Source organism: Dialister succinatiphilus YIT 11850 (assembly GCF_000242435.1).
Taxonomy (GTDB): domain Bacteria; phylum Bacillota; class Negativicutes; order Veillonellales; family Dialisteraceae; genus Dialister; species Dialister succinatiphilus.
This window is the reverse complement of sequence record NZ_JH591188.1, coordinates 511,457-528,786: the sequence shown is the minus strand read 5'-3', so window position 1 is coordinate 528,786 and position 17,330 is coordinate 511,457. Positions and strand designations below refer to the sequence as shown.

Annotated in this window: 12 protein-coding genes; 1 reads left to right on the top strand and 11 read right to left on the bottom strand. The window is 47.9% G+C overall.

What is annotated here, in order from left to right; genetic code table 11:
• Positions 1-512: 512 nt before the first annotated feature.
• The 5 genes from era to mnmL are packed head-to-tail and all read right to left on the bottom strand — an operon-like array spanning position 513 to position 4,276.
• Positions 513-1,421, bottom strand: coding sequence for a GTPase Era (era, locus tag HMPREF9453_RS07895; protein WP_008860019.1), 909 nt, complete (start codon positions 1,419-1,421; stop codon positions 513-515).
• 17 nt (positions 1,422-1,438) lie between these two features.
• Positions 1,439-1,840 carry a cytidine deaminase gene (locus HMPREF9453_RS07890; protein WP_008860018.1) on the bottom strand — a complete coding sequence of 134 codons (402 nt, stop codon included), beginning with the start codon at positions 1,838-1,840 and terminating at the stop codon, positions 1,439-1,441.
• Positions 1,830-2,321: an rRNA maturation RNase YbeY gene (gene ybeY, locus HMPREF9453_RS07885; protein WP_008860017.1), complete on the bottom strand. Its 492-nt coding sequence runs from the start codon at positions 2,319-2,321 to the stop codon at positions 1,830-1,832. Before ybeY ends, HMPREF9453_RS07890 begins: the two co-directional genes overlap by 11 nt.
• Positions 2,305-3,306: a PhoH family protein gene (locus HMPREF9453_RS07880; RefSeq protein ID WP_008860016.1), complete on the bottom strand. Its 1,002-nt coding sequence runs from the start codon at positions 3,304-3,306 to the stop codon at positions 2,305-2,307. The genes ybeY and HMPREF9453_RS07880 overlap by 17 nt, the downstream gene beginning before the upstream one ends.
• Before the next feature lie 19 nt (positions 3,307-3,325).
• Entirely contained in the window at positions 3,326-4,276 is a 951-nt protein-coding gene (gene mnmL, locus HMPREF9453_RS07875) for a tRNA modification radical SAM protein MnmL/YtqA (protein WP_008860015.1), read from the bottom strand.
• 693 nt (positions 4,277-4,969) lie between these two features.
• Between mnmL and HMPREF9453_RS07870 the strand changes: the two genes are divergently transcribed.
• Positions 4,970-5,422: a hypothetical protein gene (locus tag HMPREF9453_RS07870; protein WP_008860014.1), complete on the top strand. Its 453-nt coding sequence runs from the start codon at positions 4,970-4,972 to the stop codon at positions 5,420-5,422.
• Between the two features lie 324 nt (positions 5,423-5,746).
• On the opposite strand, the gene HMPREF9453_RS07865 is transcribed toward HMPREF9453_RS07870, so the two are convergent.
• The 6 genes from HMPREF9453_RS07865 to HMPREF9453_RS07840 form a co-directional block, all read right to left on the bottom strand.
• On the bottom strand, positions 5,747-6,469 hold the full coding sequence (locus tag HMPREF9453_RS07865) for a hypothetical protein (RefSeq protein ID WP_008860013.1): 723 nt from the start codon (positions 6,467-6,469) through the stop codon (positions 5,747-5,749).
• A 279-nt stretch (positions 6,470-6,748) separates the two neighbouring features.
• Positions 6,749-10,009 (bottom strand): type III restriction-modification system endonuclease, encoded by a 3,261-nt coding sequence (locus HMPREF9453_RS07860; RefSeq protein WP_008860012.1) that lies wholly within the window; start codon positions 10,007-10,009, stop codon positions 6,749-6,751.
• A gap of 14 nt (positions 10,010-10,023) precedes the next feature.
• Positions 10,024-11,640, bottom strand: coding sequence for a site-specific DNA-methyltransferase (locus HMPREF9453_RS07855; RefSeq protein WP_071986748.1), 1,617 nt, complete (start codon positions 11,638-11,640; stop codon positions 10,024-10,026).
• Between the two features lie 142 nt (positions 11,641-11,782).
• Positions 11,783-12,208 carry a hypothetical protein gene (locus HMPREF9453_RS07850; protein ID WP_008860010.1) on the bottom strand — a complete coding sequence of 142 codons (426 nt, stop codon included), beginning with the start codon at positions 12,206-12,208 and terminating at the stop codon, positions 11,783-11,785.
• Positions 12,209-12,210: 2 nt separating this feature from the next.
• Positions 12,211-12,918 (bottom strand): DUF4391 domain-containing protein, encoded by a 708-nt coding sequence (locus HMPREF9453_RS07845; protein ID WP_008860009.1) that lies wholly within the window; start codon positions 12,916-12,918, stop codon positions 12,211-12,213.
• Positions 12,918-16,169 carry a helicase-related protein gene (locus HMPREF9453_RS07840; protein WP_008860008.1) on the bottom strand — a complete coding sequence of 1,084 codons (3,252 nt, stop codon included), beginning with the start codon at positions 16,167-16,169 and terminating at the stop codon, positions 12,918-12,920. Before HMPREF9453_RS07840 ends, HMPREF9453_RS07845 begins: the two co-directional genes overlap by 1 nt.
• Positions 16,170-17,330: the final 1,161 nt, after the last annotated feature.

Here is a 17,330-nt window from a genome sequence, read left to right as displayed (position 1 = left end):
GATTCGCGGGTCGCGGGGCTCCCCTATGAATCCAGTTCGCTTGCACACCCTTCGCCACTTCGTGGCCCTCTTCCCCTAAAGGGGACGCAAGAACGTTACGGGATTGGCTTTTTGTGTTATATGTCATGAAAAACATTCTGCTGATTGGCTCGCTGCGCTCGCCCCCCCTATCCGGCTGCGCCGGACTTCCCCCTGTTCAGGGGGCAGAATAAAGCTCTGCAAAGCAATCCTTTCACTCAACGCATAGCGAAGAATAAAGTCCCCCCACCGGGGGGAAGGTGGTGGCGCCAGCCACCAAAAGGGGTGCATTTCCAACGCCCGCAGGGCGGTTGTATGGTTTTCCCACGGGCGAAAGCCCGGTTGTAAAGGTTTTATACAAACTGGCGCCTTCTATCAATTCATAGGCGCCCTACAACCACCCTCGCGCCAAAGGCGCGTCAAACTTAAGCCCCTTAAGAACCTTCGGCCCAGCGGGCCGTCAACCCTCAAGCCCGTCAGGGCTTGTCACTTTGTCACTTATGTTCCTTATATCCCAGTTCTCTCAGAATATAATCTTTATTCTTCCAGTCTTTGGTGACCTTCACCCACAGGTCCAGGAACACCGGAGCGCCGATGAGGTTCTGGATTTCTTCCCGGGCTTCCTGGCCGGCGGCTTTGAGGACGCTGCCTTTTTTGCCGATGATGATCCGTTTCTGGGAGTCCCGCTCCACGTAGATGGTGCAGCGGATGTAGACTTTGCCGTTCTCCCTTTCGGAGAATTCTTCGGTGTATACGCCGATGGCGTGGGGCACTTCGTCTCTGGTGCGGGTGAGGAGTTTTTCTCTCACGATTTCCTGGACGATATTTCGTTCCGGCTGGTCAGTCACCATGTCGTCAGGGAAGTATTTCGGTCCTTCGGGCATGTATTTCACCACGCACTTCATGAGCTCATCCAGGTTCTCGCCGGTTTTGGCGGAGAGGGGGATGATTTCAGCGAAGGGGTAGATTTTGCTGTACTGTACGATTTTCTTCAGCACCTCTTCTTTGGAAATGAGGTCCGTCTTGGAGAGGGCCAGGATGACCGGCACTTTCCGGTCCTTCAGAAGGGAGAGGATGTAGCGGTCGCCGGCGCCCAGGGGATCGTTCACGGCGCAGAGGAAGACGATCATGTCCACCTCGTCCAGGGCGTCCATGGTGCTCTGGCGGATGGCTTCACCCAGTTTGCTCTGGGGCTTGTGCATGCCCGGGGTATCCAGGAACACTACCTGGGCATTGTCGCCGTTCCACACGCCGGTGATTTTATTTCTCGTAGTCTGGGCGTGAGCGGAGACGATGGAAATCTTTTCTCCCAGAAGGGCGTTCATGAGGGTGGATTTTCCCACATTGGGCCGGCCCAGCAGGGCAGCGAAGCCGGAATGAAATTTAGTTTCTTTGTCTGTCATGGATTCTCCTTATTAAGTCAGTGTTTCAGTTCTTCAGCCCTGAAGGAAGAAGGAAACAGTTCTTCCAGGGTATAGGTGCGATAGTCTTTAGATGAATTTCCGCAGATGATGAGGGGCACATGAAATTCGGACAGCACCTGGCGGCAGATGCCGCAGGGCATGGTGTAGTCCTCATGGCTCCCGATGATGGCGATGGCGGTAAAGTCCCGCTGTCCATCAGCCACGGCGCTTCCCAGAGCATTCCGTTCCGCACAGAGGGCGGCGCCGTAGGAAACGTTCTCCACGTTGCATCCGGCATAGATGGTGCCGTCTTTGGCCATCAGGGCCGCTCCCACGGGATAGCGGGAGTAGGGAGAGTAGCTTTTCTTCCTGGCCTCCTCCGCCTTTTCCAGAAGGCTCTGGATGACCTCAGCCTTCATGTTCCGCTTCCAGCTTGCCTTCGGTCATCATGCGCGTAATGCCGCAGGCGCCGAGGATGTCTTCCTCCGCCTTTCTCATGGCCTTCTTTTCTTCCGGATCGTAGTGGTCATAGCCCAGGATATGGAGGAAACCGTGCACCGAAAGATAGGCCATTTCCCTTTCCTTGCTGTGGCCGAATTCCTTCGCCTGTTCCACCGCCCGGTCCAGGTTGATGACGATATCGCCCAGAGCCTTTTCCTCTTCCGGAATATCGTCTTCCCCTTCGTTCAGGGCAAAGGAAAGGACGTCGGTGGGCGCATCCACATGGCGGTAGTCCCGGTTCAGCTCATGAATGGTCTCCCCGTCGCAGATGAGCACGCTGATTTCTGCATCCTCCGGCACCTTCTGGAGCTCGGCCCCCTTCTCCAGCACCTTATGAATCAGTGCTTCCAGTTCCTCACTGTAATATTTCATATCGCTGTAATTAATCGTGATTTCCATGGCTGCTGCCTCCGTTTTTATTTCTTTTCCTAGCATCTTCCTCATAGGCATGGATAATGGCGGCCACCAGGTCGTGACGCACCACATCGTCCTCTGTGAAATGAACCTGTCCGATATCCTTCACCCCGCCGAGCACCCGGAGAGCGTCGATGAGGCCGCTCTTCACATGGGGCGGCAGGTCGATCTGGGTCACGTCGCCGTTAATCACCATTTTGGACCGGAACCCCAGACGGGTGAGGAACATTTTAATCTGCTCCACCGTAGTATTCTGGGCCTCGTCCAGAATGACGAAGGACTTCTCCAGCGTGCGTCCCCGCATATAAGCCAGCGGCGCCACCTCGATCTGCCCCTTCTGCTGGAGCCGCATGAACTCCTCGGGGCCGAACATATCCAAGAGGCCGTCGAAGAGAGGACGCAGGTAAGGATTCACCTTCTCCTGCATATCGCCGGGCAAAAATCCCAGCTTCTCCCCCGCTTCCACCGCCGGGCGCACCAGGATGATGCGCTGCACATCGTGGTTTCGAAGGGCAAAAGCCGCCAGGGCCACCGCCAGGTACGTCTTTCCCGTGCCTGCCGGGCCGATGCCGAAAGTGATGGAATTCCTCCGGATGGCGTCCACATAGAACTTCTGCCCCAGGGTGCGGGGACGGATGGGATTGCCGCTCTTGGTGAAATTGATAATATCCTCTTCCATATCCTCCAGAAGCTGCTCTTTTCCCTCATCCATAAGGCGCATCACCAGCCGCACCTGCCGCTCCGACAGACGGATACGCTCACGCACCATGTGGCGGAGCCGCTCCACCACATGAACCGCCTGCTCCACCGCCTCATGGTCTCCCTTCATGCGGATGAGATTTCCCCGGCCCGATATATCAATGCCGTAATGGTCTCCCATGACCTTCAGATACGAACTGTCTCTTTCAAAAATATGGGACGCTTCCTGCGAATCCCTGATGAGTATTTCTTCTACCCGTTCCGTAATCATTTTCCTTTCATGAACCCTGTCACTTCAAAAACTGCCTCACTGCCCTGCCGTCCAGATAATGGCAGCGGCAGCCCTGGGTAATATTTCTTTCCTCCAGAAGCCGGTCGATGCGGTCCTTCACTTCCCACCAAGGAGAGCCGCCGTTCACAGTGATCGTATTTCCACCCGACGCCCGGCCTACCATGCGCTGCACCACGATATCCTTCCGGAGATAAGAAAGAAAAAGCACCGCCCGCTCCATGTACTCCTCCATAGGAAGAAGCGAGACCTCCCCCTTCTCATACATGTCTGCCAGCTTCGTCCCCTTCACGATGTAAAGAGAATGAAGCTTCACCTCCGTCACCGGCAGCGCGGAAATAATCTTCGCCGTCTCCGCCACATCCAGCCGGTCATCCCAGGGAAGATCAGCAATCACATGGGTGCAGAGATCGAAGCCATACCGCCCGATGCGAAGAGATGCATCGATAAACTCCGCAAGCCCATGGCAGCGGTTCAGCACAGAAAGGGTGTGCACATTACTGCTCTGGAGCCCCAGCTCCACCGTCACATCCTTCCCATACCTTAGCGACGCCTCCTTCAGCACATCCAGGTACGCCTCATGAATGCAGTCCGGCCGGGTAGACACATCCACCGCCACCACCGCCGGATGACTCATGGCCTCCTCCACCCAGCTTTTGAAATCGGACAGAGGGGCATAGGTATTCGTAAAATTCAAGAAATAAGCAATAAACTTCCGCGCCTTGTACTTCGGCCCCACATGGGCCATACTCCGGTCCAGCTGGCGGGTAATACCCATGCCCACCGCCTTCGTCTCATAATCAGCGCCGATGGACCCGCAGAAAATACAGCCCCCCGACGAAAGACACCCATCCCGGTTCGGACAGGTCACCGGAAGAGACACAGGGATCTTGTACACCTTCTCCCCGTACCTCTCCTTCAGATAATCAGAATAATTCCTGTAACGCTCCATACGTCTCCTGCACTTCAATAAACAATGAGTCAATTTAATTATATAACAAGCCGGAAAGAATTGCACATGGGACGCGGGACGCGCCCGTGGACACACCTTCGGTGTGAGGGTTCTTAAGATTGACCGGTCTGACGGCCGGAGGGTTCTTAAGTTTGACGCCCCTTCGGGCCGAGGGTTGTGGTATCGCCCTCTCGGGCGATGAGTATGAAGTCAGCGTTACGGATTTACCTTTCTGTATCATATGGCAAAATAACAATTCTGCTGACTGGCTCGCTGCGCTCCCCCCCCTTTGGTGGCTGCGCCACCACCTTTCCCCCGCAAGCGGGGGCACTACAACCCGTGCTAAACTTAGAGTCACTTATGAAAAAATAGCCTCACGGAGCTTTGTTCTGCCACCGCTTGCGGGGGAAGTCCCGCGCAGCGGGCAAGGGGGGGATGCTTTTCCCTCGCCCGCTGCGCGGTTGTGAAGGTTTTATACAAACTGGCGCCTTCTATCAATTCATAGGCGCCCTACAACAACCCTCGCGCCAAAGGCGCGTCAAACTTAAGCCCCTTAAGAACCTTCGGCCCAGCGGGCCGTCACCCCTCAAGCCCCAAAGGGGTTTATCCATAAGTTGCCTTATTGAAATTTCTGAATACATATAGTAAAATATAAATATAGAATCATGATGTATTTCAAAAAGGAGGTCCATTATGGATACCAAAGGAAAAGGCCTGCTCTACGAAATGAAAAACGGTTACCCCATCACCATGTCTGAAGAAGAATACAAGGCAAAAGAAAAAGAAATCCGCTCCATCGCCTCTGACCTCTACGTCAATATGGACGTACTGGATCTTGTGGAAAAAGACTACAAACTGAAACTCCTGGTCCTCTCCATGGCCTCCTACTTCGGCTTCGACCGGGCCACCGGCGAAGACCTCCTCCAGGCCGCCCACCTCACCTGCCCGGCAGAACTGAACCCCATGAAATACTTCTTCATGAAAGCCGGCTGGACTCCCTATTACCTGGAATACACCTTCAAAGAAGACCTGGGCACCCACTTCCATGAAGTCATGGATACCTTCTACACCGACGTAGAATTCTACATGGACATGTCCGAACACCTCCAGTACGTGCGCCTCCCCAACGCCCTGCGGGTGATTTGAAAACATGCCTGCGGCGTGAAGGTTCTATCTGCTTTATTGTCCCCCCGCTTGCGGGGGGAAGGTGGTGGCGCCAGCCACCAAAGGGGGCCGCTTTTCCCTCGCCCGTAAGGGCGGTTAGCATGTTTTCCCGCGGGCGAAAGCCCGGTTGTAAAGGTTTTATAAAAAGAGGGCTCCTCCAATCATTGGAAGGAGCCCTGCCACTTTACTGCGCCCTTCCATGAAATAGGACTAACTGCCCCTATAGATTCTTCCGCTGCTACCTAAAAAGCCCCTCGAAAGAGAGGCTTTTTCTGTGTGCAGTTATATGAAATGGACTCTTAACCTCTACCTTTTGATGACAATGACTGTTCCATGGGGTTTACTTGTGTCCATAGCAGCTGCCAGCCCGTCAAGGGTGGTCTGCAGGTCCGTGTCCGCCGTAACCCTTGCATCAAACAGTGTTCCTTCTTTAAAGGTTACATTCTTCCCCTTCATAAGGAAGCCACCTACCACAGTAAGAGCCGTAGCCACCGCCACTGCACCGCCATCGCTGCCGGCTTCTTTCTTAGTTACATACTGGAGTGGTATCTTTACGCCATTGATTGTTTCAAATGAAGTAATCTTGAACTCCAATTTCCCCGAACGCCCGAAGAATCCGCTTTTCGTTGCTTTGGTTACTATCCCCTTTACTTCTGTACCTGCCGGAGCTACCACCACATCATTCACAATCAGGTTTTCCTTTAATGTAAGCGGTACGGGCATCCCTTTTTTCATCTTTTTTGAGCTGATTTCCTGCATCAATTCCACCGTCAGTATTGTATCCTTGGGAATATACGCATGGTCTGACGGAATAGTAGACACTTCCATTTCTTTCTGCGGATGCAGTATGGCCGCCGTTCTTGCTTTGATATCTGCAGCCTCATCTTCCCCGTTTTCCGCCTTGATAATGGGGATTTCATTGCTGGCTGTAGTCTGCTCTGCAAAAGCCAGCGGCACAAAGGGTGCCGAACAGGTCAGTATACTGACACAAAGACATGTGGAAATCGATTTTACAACTCTCCGTTTCATAAATGCTTCCTCCCCTTGGCTGCAAAATAAAGGTGTTTGATATATATTTCTCCTGCGGTTATGAGAATTAACCTTCGCAGATGAAATCTCACGCTGATTGCTGCTTATAAGACTTCCATTACAGACTTACCTTTATTCTTATTATACAGGAAGGCCATGTCATTACCTGTCTCTTTTTAAAATTTAATGAAATAAAAACACCGGACCGCAGATGTTGCAGTCCGGTGCTTTGGAAAATGCCATGAGTCGTATCCAGGTATCCCTGGAAATAGTCCGATATCAGTCGCCCTTTACCAGCAGACCGCAGTCAAAGGCATCGGGAACAATGTATTCAACGATCGTCTGTCCATAAGCGACTTTGATATGATGTTTCATCATGTCCTGAGCAACGACAGTGCCGATGCCATAGTCCTGACTTTCGACTTTCATGCCGGTATGGAGATCTTCCAGCGTCAATCTGCTGCCCTTCGGCTTTTCCACATATTGGGGAAGCACAGAGGTCTCCCCTTCCGGTTCTTCTGTTCCATAACCCTGAGGCGTGTTATTGACCACATTGGAGAAATCAATATAATCCGATTCCGTTTTGAAATGGATGCCGGTGTGAAGAGCCTCAAAATGTTTTTCTCCGCATTCGATTTTGGCATTTTCAGAAATTCTCCGTTTCGTCTTGTCCACAGTTCCTTTGGTTTCAACAATAAAATAGAGTTTCTCCTGCCCGTCATCATCAATGACTGCTGCCCAGTCCGGATTATAGGATCCCAGGGGTGTCATGATTTTAAACCAGTCCGGCAGCTTCACATAGAGTTTCACCGCCTCGTCCCGTTCAAAGGAGCGGGCAAAACGGCGCTCCACCTCGCTGTCATAAACAATATAGTCATAAACAGATTTCGTGGCGTGGCACATATTTTCTCCAAGATACCCCTTCAATTCCTCATTCAGGAAGAGTTCCTGGGAATAATAGGCGGTATCTCCGATACGCCTATACTTGATGCCATCCATAATGGCCTCATTCATTACCTGCCTGATGCGGCTGGCCGCTTTTTCCATATACTGCTGGGGATTGCGGGTAAATTGGGAAAGAGTACCGCTTTCGATAAGAATTTTGGCCAGAGTTTTCCTTGTCAGATTAGTCTGGTTTTGGAGATACATGAGAATATCCGGAAGAGGAAGTGTATCTGCATCTATTAGTTCCTCCCTCTTTCTCCTTTTGATTTCCGCATGAACTCCTGCATCCGTGATTTCTACATCCGATTTCTCATACATGAGCTGGGGCTTGGTGACGATGAGTCCCTGCATCGCCTGTACTGCATGGGCAATGAGACTGCTGCTGTCGAAATTTACATGATACACCGTTTTGTATTTGATCTTATCCCACAGTTCTTTGAACTCCGGACTCAAAATCCGCTGTTTCCGGGCCTGGGCCTGGGTACGGTTCTTATTCTTATGAACAAACCCAAAGCCTTTAGCGGTGCGTTTACAGATGTCCAAAATTCTATCTTTTAAAGGGAGAAATTCCGGAGGAATAACAAGGGTATCATCCTTCAACGCTTTTTGCATCTTTTCCTGAATTTTTCCGCCTTTGTCCAGGTATCCATACTGTTCCAGCTGCTCATAAAGCTGCTTCGATTTGGTTTCTCCCAGCGGATGCTCTTTCCCGGAACCATCAGACACGGAAATCCGGGCAAAGATATGGGGTTCCATGACACCAAATTTGATACCTTCATCCACTTCATATTCATGCTGAAGTTTGCTTGCAAAGTCATCATAGCTTTCATTAGCCATGACGGTCAGTATATTTACATTGGGATCCCGTATCCGCTTTCCATCTTGATTCACGCAGAGACGAAGTCCCCGACCGATTTCCTGCCTTTTCTTGATTTCGCTCTTCGTATCATTCAGGGTACATATCTGGAAAACATTGGGGTTATCCCAACCTTCCTTTAATGCGGAATGGGAAAAAATAAAACGTACTGGGCAGTCAAAGGAAAGAAGTCTCTCCTTATCTTTCATAATCAGGGTATAAGCACTGTCATCTGCTTTCGTATTACCGCTGGTGTCCTTCCAGAGGGCATCGTCAGTCTGTTTTTTACCGCCTTTTCCATCTACCGCAAAATACCCTTCATGCACGCTTTCCACCGGATCATCATGACAGTAGAGTTGAGCGTATTTAGGCCTGGCGATCAGTGCTTTATACTCTTCTTCAAAAATCTGCCCGTATCTGCCTTTCTTTCCCCGCTGGGAGGAGCGGTAATTACTGACACGGTCAAGGAAGAAAAGGGAAAGCACCTTGATTTTCAATTTCTTCTTCGCAAATTCCAGTTCCTTATCCAGATGTTCTTCGATGGTCTTGCGAATCATCTTGCGCTTGAATTCGATATCCTCACCATCACCGATAGGCTTATCTATGCGGAGCACCGTATCTTTATTTGTAAAACTGACATACTCTTCCCCTTCGCTACAGTAAATGTCATCGATCTGGTAACCGTCGTACACATCACGGCCGCCGGATTTCTCATAGAAATCATCTCCCGGCCTTACGGTGACTATTTTTCGCTTCACCACACCTTTTTTATCCTGCCAGTCTATTTCCACACGGGCCTTGATTTCTTTCTTATTAGAAACGCTCCTCAGGCAGAAATAAGCCTCATTATGATTTTCCAGAGACACAAAGTCGGCCACTTCGATCTGCTTCACCAGTCCCTTACGGAAGCTGTCCACCGCATCCAGTTTATAAATCAGGTCATGATGTTCGCGGTGCGTGGCAGAATAGCGGAATACACACAAAGGATGAAGCCTTGCAATGGCTTTATGGGATTTTTCCGTACTGTCTGCTGACTGGGGTTCGTCGATAATAACGATGGGATTCGTGCCTGCCAGTACATCAATAGGTCTGACACCGCCAAATCCTTTTTCATCCAGTACCCGGTTGATGATATTAGCCTTGCCCTGGGAACCGTCCTCTTCCACATCCTTCCGGAAAGCATCGATGTTCATGAGCATAATATTCAGATTATTGTCCCGTGCATACCCAAGGATATCCGCTACCCTGTCACCGCTGTACACAAAATAATTATAGGGCAGTCCGTTATAAAGACGATTGAAATGAAGCCGGGTGATTTCCATAGTCTTCAATACGCCCTCTTTGATTGCCAGACTGGGGACCACGATGACAAATTTATTGAAACCATACCGGCGGCTCAGTTCCAGGGCTGTCCTAAGATATACATAGGTTTTCCCTGTGCCCGTTTCCATCTCAATATCAAAATCGTACCGGCCGTCAACCATGGTTTCCGTCTGGCGGATGCCGTTCCGAAGCTGCACCTTCCTCAGATTCTTCAAAATCTGGTCGGAAGAGATCAAAAGGCGGTTTCCATAGCCCATGTCCTCCATAAAATCGGAAGACCCTTCCCCATTATTCGAGGACGCGGAAATAGTAAAATTGGACTCTGCCTGGGGCTGCCCTTCAAACAAATCCACTGCAGCTGCAATGGCCTCCTCCTGGTAAGGAAGGTTGGACTCAAAATGTAAGCGTAAACTCATCTCTCGCGCCCTCCTTAAATGGTCAGGAAATCCACGGGATCCAGCCCCTCACATTTGAGCATTTCCCTTACATTGGTTTTGTCCGCATCCCTGTCAAAAGCATTATCCCGGAAAACTACTTTCCATGTTTCCGGTGACAGCTCCTGGTGAAGTGCAGTCAGCACTTTCGCCACATCTTCATTCACATGGTCATCCAGACAGATGAAAAGGGCGCCCATGCCGATGCTGTAAACGGTATGTCCATCCCTCTCCAGCTTCTCCACCGGGCAGGAAAGGTCAATGCCCGTTTTCAACATGATTTCATAGACCACATCCTCTTCCGTCCGTCCTTCTACAAAATTGTCCACATAGTCCCAAAGAGACTGTGCCAGGTCCTTTTTATCCGGGTTCCAGCGCTTGATATTGGAACTGTCCAGCCGGAAAACCTTGAAGCCCGTATCCGGTACTTCCTGATTTTTTTCTTCTGCTTCCTTTTCAATGCGGACTCCTGCATTACATATACGGCTTTCCCCTAATTCACAAATATTATTGAATCCAGCTTTAAAAGCAGACGATGTGGAATTACACAATTCCGGTAATTGTACTAATAAAAACTTACGCTTTTCGCCATCATCCTTATTTAAATCCATAACAGCTTGAGCTGTAGTAGCCGAGCCAGAGAAAAAATCCATTATAATATCATCTGAATTGGTGCAAAGTTTAATAAGTTGCTTAATAAGTCGTACTGGCTTTTTTCCATTTTCAAAAACTACATTTCCCTCTTTAGAGACATTCCCCATATCTTTATAAAATTCTTTCCACCAATCTCCTCTTATTTTTCTAAGTCCAAATCCACCCGCAAAGTCATCACATTTGCCAAATGAAGCACCTAAAAATAAAAATTGCTGAATACCATGACCGTCATTGTACAAAGTGTACTTTTTGCCTTTGGCAAAGTAGTCGTTGTATATTACCCCTCTTTCAAACTTTTCCATAGAAAATCCAGTTGTCTTATCTATACGAAAAATTCTATCTCTGTGTTCATCTACAAAATTCTTAAAATTCGGTACTTCTCTATACATTGATACAATATCTTTGAGTTTAACATTAGGATATAATTCATGATAAACACTTCTTAATAATTGAAAAGATTTTTTGTCTTTACTCAAAAAATATGAATAATGTGAATCATATTCTGGCCGATAATCATAAAGCAAATTTACGCCAATATTCTTATGACCATCTCTCGTATAAACGAGAATATATTCTGCATTTTTTACGATATTGCCATTCTGAGCAGCCTTTACTTTCATACCTTGCGTAGCTGATAATTCAACATGAAGTGTTGCGACGAAACAGTTTTCACCAAAAATCATATCGCATATTCTTCTAAGATTTGCATACTCATTATCATCAATAGAAATAAAGATGACACCATCGTCAGCAAGCAGATTTCTAGCCAGGCGAAGCCGTGGATACATCATATTCAGCCAGTTGGTATGGTACCGGCCGCCGGATTCTGTATTGGCCGAAAGGGCCCTGCCCTCTGCATCCACCTGTCCGGTGACCTGTTTGTAGTTTTCAATATTATCCTTAAAATCGTCCTTATAAACGAAGTCATGACCAGTGTTGTAAGGCGGGTTGAATTTTATCTGGAGTCTCGCTTATAGGACATTCGATGCATTGGGAGGATTGACGGCACTGACCGGTACAGAAGGTCTTTTAAGGCCTGATTTAGGGTACAAAAATAGCCTGATGATGTAAACGGGTCCCTAAAGACCGGCATTGACATCATCAGGCTATTTTTGTGTGGGCCATCCAGGCCTCAAAAGGACTACCTGACTGACGCTGCGTCAGCTGACTCCAAATAACGATGTAAATCATTTTTATGGCTCGATGGTAGCTTCTCTGGAGGATTTTTAGTACTTCCAGATTATCCCCCTCGATATACAGGTTTTCTGTGGAATCCCAGTTCTTGCTTTTCTCATGGCAGGGACGGAGTGTACCCATAGAAGGTGTCTGGGAAATGTGAAGGGCCTTTCCTTTTCCGTTCCAGGTAAACTGGTATTTTTCTCTTGCATCATCTACGTATCCCCCCAGAATTTGTCGGAGTATATCGAAATTAATTTTTCCTTCTTCAAAGGCTTCCGGAAAATCCTGTTTCATCTTTTCCAGATTTTCTTTCAAAATATCCAGAGACGTTCCTTTCAGTTCTGTCATGGTTATTCTCCTTCTTTCAACTGCTGTAAACAGGCTTTCAGTTTTTGTATTTCCACATTCAGCGATACCCGCCGGGCAAAGCGGTCTTCTCTTTTCAGCTGTGCTCTTTTTTTATCGATTTCTTTTTCCAGTTCTTCCATAGAGGCCAGGCTCTCCCTTGCCTTTATCCCATCGGTCACGTGGGCCATTCCTTTTTTTGCCGCCAGATACTTTGAAAAGGTATCCAAAAGATCAGTATAGAAATCATAGAGGTTCGTAAACCGGGCCTCTGAGATAACAAAAGGAGCTTTTTCTACGTCAGCCCATTCGGAATGGACTATGTTTTCCAATACCATCTGGGAAGGATTGGATGGATTCACATGTTCACCCGTCATCCACAGCTGCCATTTTTCCCCATAAAGGAAGAAAAGCATCATGGGATAGGGAATGGCATGCATGATGATTTCCGCCAATCTGGAAGGAATCTGTTCCTCTTTCACTGCTGCCAGTAGAACCACAACGGAAGAATAGTCCCGGATTTCATCCTTGTAAACCGGTATATTGATGGTATCCGGCTGGAATACCGCATAAAGTCGGATGGATGAAATGAGGCTGTCGAAACTTCGCTTGTCCGCCGTACTCATCTGCACATTTCTGAAAAACAGTGTTTTGTATACCGGTTTATCCACGATGCATGTCCCCGGTATTTTCATATTGTCCAGAAATTCCATCACACCGCCTCCAGGATAAGGAATGCTTCCAGCGCAAATCCTGCAGATTCTCTACTCCCGCCGGAAATCCGAAGACCACCACGGGAGAAAAGGCTGGCCATGCCTTCCTCTTCTTTAAAGCCTGATGCCTGGGCGTAGGCCTGCTTGAGAAGGGAAGCATAGTGGTCCATGACCCGCCCCTCTTTTGTTTCAAGGTTCCACTTTTTCAAAGCTTCTTCATCCGGCTTAACAGCACTATGACACAGTCTTTTCATCAAATCCAGTGCTTTTTTCGAGTTAGGAACATCCCACTGCACTTTCCCGTCATCGGTTACATAAAGGAGGATATGGGGTGTAAAGGGATTCATCCCCTTTTCTTTGGACTTGTCTCTTTCATCTTTCAGCAGGAAGATGGCTCCCGGTGCAATTCCAGTATCCGACGTAACGCCTATGACAGCATGAAGACCACGGGGCGCTGTTTCCAAAGCCTTTCCATCTTCTTTCATGAATCCTGCCAGGTCCATCCGGAAATCATTAAAGGTCAAGTCGGTAATGGAAATGCTTCCGGAAATATCTTCCAAATCCAGCACCTGATGTTTCAGCTGTTCCAGCTGGGTTCTGCGGTATTCCAGGTCATGCATTTCTTCACCGCTGTTTTCTTCAATTACATTTTCTTCTCCCGTAGCAGATACATCTAGAAGAACCATGCGCCCTCGCACTCTTTTTTCCAGACTGATATATTCTTCCAGATTTTCCATGGGCCAGAAGTTCACAAGCTGGATAGCTTTATTTCGAGAGCCGATACGATCGATACGGCCAAACCGCTGGATAATGCGCACAGGATTCCAATGGATATCATAATTAATCAGGTAGTCGCAGTCCTGAAGGTTCTGGCCTTCAGATATACAGTCAGTGGCGATGAGTAGGTCGATTCTGTCACTCACATCAGGCATAGTGGAAGATGCCTCTTTGGAAATAGGGGAGAAAAGGGTCAAAAGCGTACTCATATCTGTTCTGCCGACTGATTTTCCCAGCAGCTTAATACTTGTGCGGTTTTTGCCGGAACCGACAATCACCGCCTGATGAAGCCCCAGACTTTGAGAAAGGGGCAGCAGGTTGTCATAAAGATAATTAGCGGTATCAGCAAAGGCGGTAAATATAATGATTTTTTTATTACCCCGATTGATGGGATGGATTGTTTTCTCCCTGATAATATTTGTAAGTGCTTCCAGCTTTTCATCTCTCTCTGGCGTTACCTGTTCTGCCAATGACAGGATGCGGGCCAGTTTCTTCCTATCTTCCTGCAGATCCGGTATCCAGCGCAGCGCATCAATGTCCTGGAAAAGTACTTTCACAGAGCTGCCCCAGGCCAATGTTTCAAGGGCAGAGTCATCCTCATCAAAATCGCCTATATGAATGGATGGGTCAAAGGCCCCCTTCTGCTTCTGCATCATGTCAAGGGCCTGGTCAATTTTATCTATGATACGCCGCACCGTATCTGCAAAGGAGTGAATGGAAGATTCCATCCGTTTCAGCATTCCCACTCGGATGAGACCGATAAGCTGCTGCTCCCGGTCCAGCTGGGTAAACCTGGACTTTCCTTTGTTCACCTTCGTGTCATATCTGCTGGCATATTCCGTCAGTTTTGACAGTTTAAGATACGCCATGGGCGAATAAACTGCCAGAGTAAGTCCTCTGATTTCTGTATTGATATTTTTTATATCAGGGAATTGCTTCTTCCTGTCTATTCCGGGGTACAGATTTATGGGTGCCAGCCGCTTAGGGAATGTCCCTATTTCTGTAGAGTCATAGTATTTACTGATATGTTTTCTGGAGCGGGCAATGGTCAGTATGTCCAGCAGGCGGAAGTAGGACGGATCACGGGCAGACATGAGACTTACAAAAGAGTCTGTTGATTTGTCTGTATCCTGTGTCTTGTTCCATTGGTTAAAAACCGTCTGGGCCAGACGAAGTACATTTTCAATACTGTTAATGCCCCTGTCCTGAAGGGCCCTATCATTTCCTTCTGTAATAAAGGCAATCTGGTTTTTGATATCGTTCATCCTGTTATTGACAGGGGTAGCGGAAAGCATAAGGACCTTCGTTTTTACTCCTGCTTTGATAATATCGTTCATGAGCCGCTGATACCTGGTGATATGGCCTTTGGTGGGAACGTTATTTCTGAAATTATGGGATTCATCAATGACCACCAGATCATAGTTCCCCCAGTTCATGCCTGCCAAGTCTATATCGCCGGACATGCCGCTGGTTCTGGAAAGGTCCGTATGGTTCAGCACATCATAGTTGAAGCGGTCCTGCACCAGAACGTTGCGAACATCGTTCTGCGTATAAATGGTCCAGTTATCGCGGAGGCGCTTGGGTGCCAAGACAAGGACCCGATTATTTCTAAGTTCATAATATTTAATCACCGCCAGAGCGGTAAAGGTCTTACCCAGTCCTACGCTGTCCGCCAAAATGCAGCCGTTGTACTTTTCCAGCTTGCTGATAATTCCCTTGGCTCCATCCTTCTGAAAGCTGTAAAGTTTATTCCAGATGACTGAATGGTAGAAACCGGTACGCGTAAACCGGTCATCCATAATTTCATCCAGATAATCCTTAAATATCTGATAAAGGGTGATGGCATAAATAAACTGGGGCGGCTGGTCTTCGTACAACATCTGCAGTGTGTCAAGAATATGCTTCTTGATATCTGCCACACGGCTTTTATCTTCCCAAATCTGATCAAACATGGAAAGAAACTGTCTCGTGTATACTTCCCCATACATAGCCACGTTAGCATCCGTTCTGGCAGAAGAAACGGTTCCTAAGCCTCCGGATGTCATATCGACAGTTCCCTGAACAACAGAGGAATCTTCCCCATTCTCCGCCAGCAGTATATGCAGGGCTGCCGGGTTATCTTCCCGGAATCCACGAACAGAAAGTTTTCTCTCCACCCATTTGGCACATTCTCTGGCTATGTACGACTGGGTGAGACTATCCAGCATTTCTTTTTCATCCGTATCCCCTCCAATAAGGTTCCGTCTCAAAGCCTTTGCTTCCGTCATATCTTTCTCAGACACTGCAAAAGAAGAATCAGTCAAAATCATGCGAGCTTCACGGATGGAAGAAAGTTCTTTTTTTAGCGCATAAAAAGAATAAATAGTGAAATAAGAGGAAACAATGGAAAGCTTCGTATCTTTCCCCAACCATTTTCGAATTTCGTCGATTACTCTGCCATTGTTTTTATTATCAAGGATTTTGGGAGATTGCATAGCATAGCCTTTCTGCTACATAAGCACGAGGAAACTATCCATAAAATCACAGCTTACAAACTTTAATAATTCTATTGTAGCATGAAATGAAGTAATCATGCTGTTTACCATACATTTTAGCAAGTATCTCATCATGGATTACCTGAATTATCACCAGATAGGGTTTCAGTCCTTTTCAATAACTCTCCCAAATCTGTTAATACCATTATAGCAAACGAATATGTCAAATTTTGACATTTGCAATAATAGTCCTTAAAAAATCTAAATAGAAAAATCGGCATAACAAAAAAGGCGCAGAAAAATCCTGTGCCTTTTCCTGCAATATGAAATTTCTTCATTCCACGCAAAAAACAGAAAAGCCTATCAGGGGAGTCTCCAGGTAAGTTCAACCAATGAATCAGGCGTCCGCGCCTTGGCCCTCCCACATACATGGGTGCTGCTCGGATCTAGTCGTCAGAGAGAGGAAAGTCCTGCGAGCGCTCTTCCTTATTGCTTTTCTGTCTTCTGTTTTTTTGGTACTGCATTGTCTTCTGTCTATCATCGGCCGATTTTAGAAGAAGGGAGGATTGAAAAGATGGAATTCCCTGATGTTTCTTCATTCCCCTGCCCTTCTCCTTACCGCGGATGTGGAGGGTGGCCATTTGGAAATCGGATTCACCATCTCATGAGGTCTTTTCATCCCTCTGATATTAATATCGCAGAAGGTTCAATTTTTAGACCCCCTGGAAGAAAAAAATTTTTGAAAATTTCTCGAACCTATCCTCAGGGCTCCGCCCAGCTCCTTCCTGAGGAAGGAGCCTAACGTTACGAGATTTTCTTATGTGTCACCGGTGCTGCATGACGGAGAGTAAAAGCCCCCTTCCACAGGAAGGGGGTGGCGCCGTTAGGCGACGGAGGATAGGGACGTCAGTTCTTTGCTAAAAATTCGGTGTTCCTCAGCCCTATCGGGCAGCTCCTTCCTAAGGAAGGAGCCTGACGTTATGTGCTTCCCTATCCGTCCCATCGTCATTCTGTTACTGGAAATGACAGAATCATGATGTCGCTATCTTAATTTCAAAGCAAAATTTTCAAGGGAGGTTGTAAAAAAGGGGTGCTTATGCAATATAAATGTATGGAGAAGGAAATCAGGAAACTCCATGGACGGATTCTATTCCCATCTGT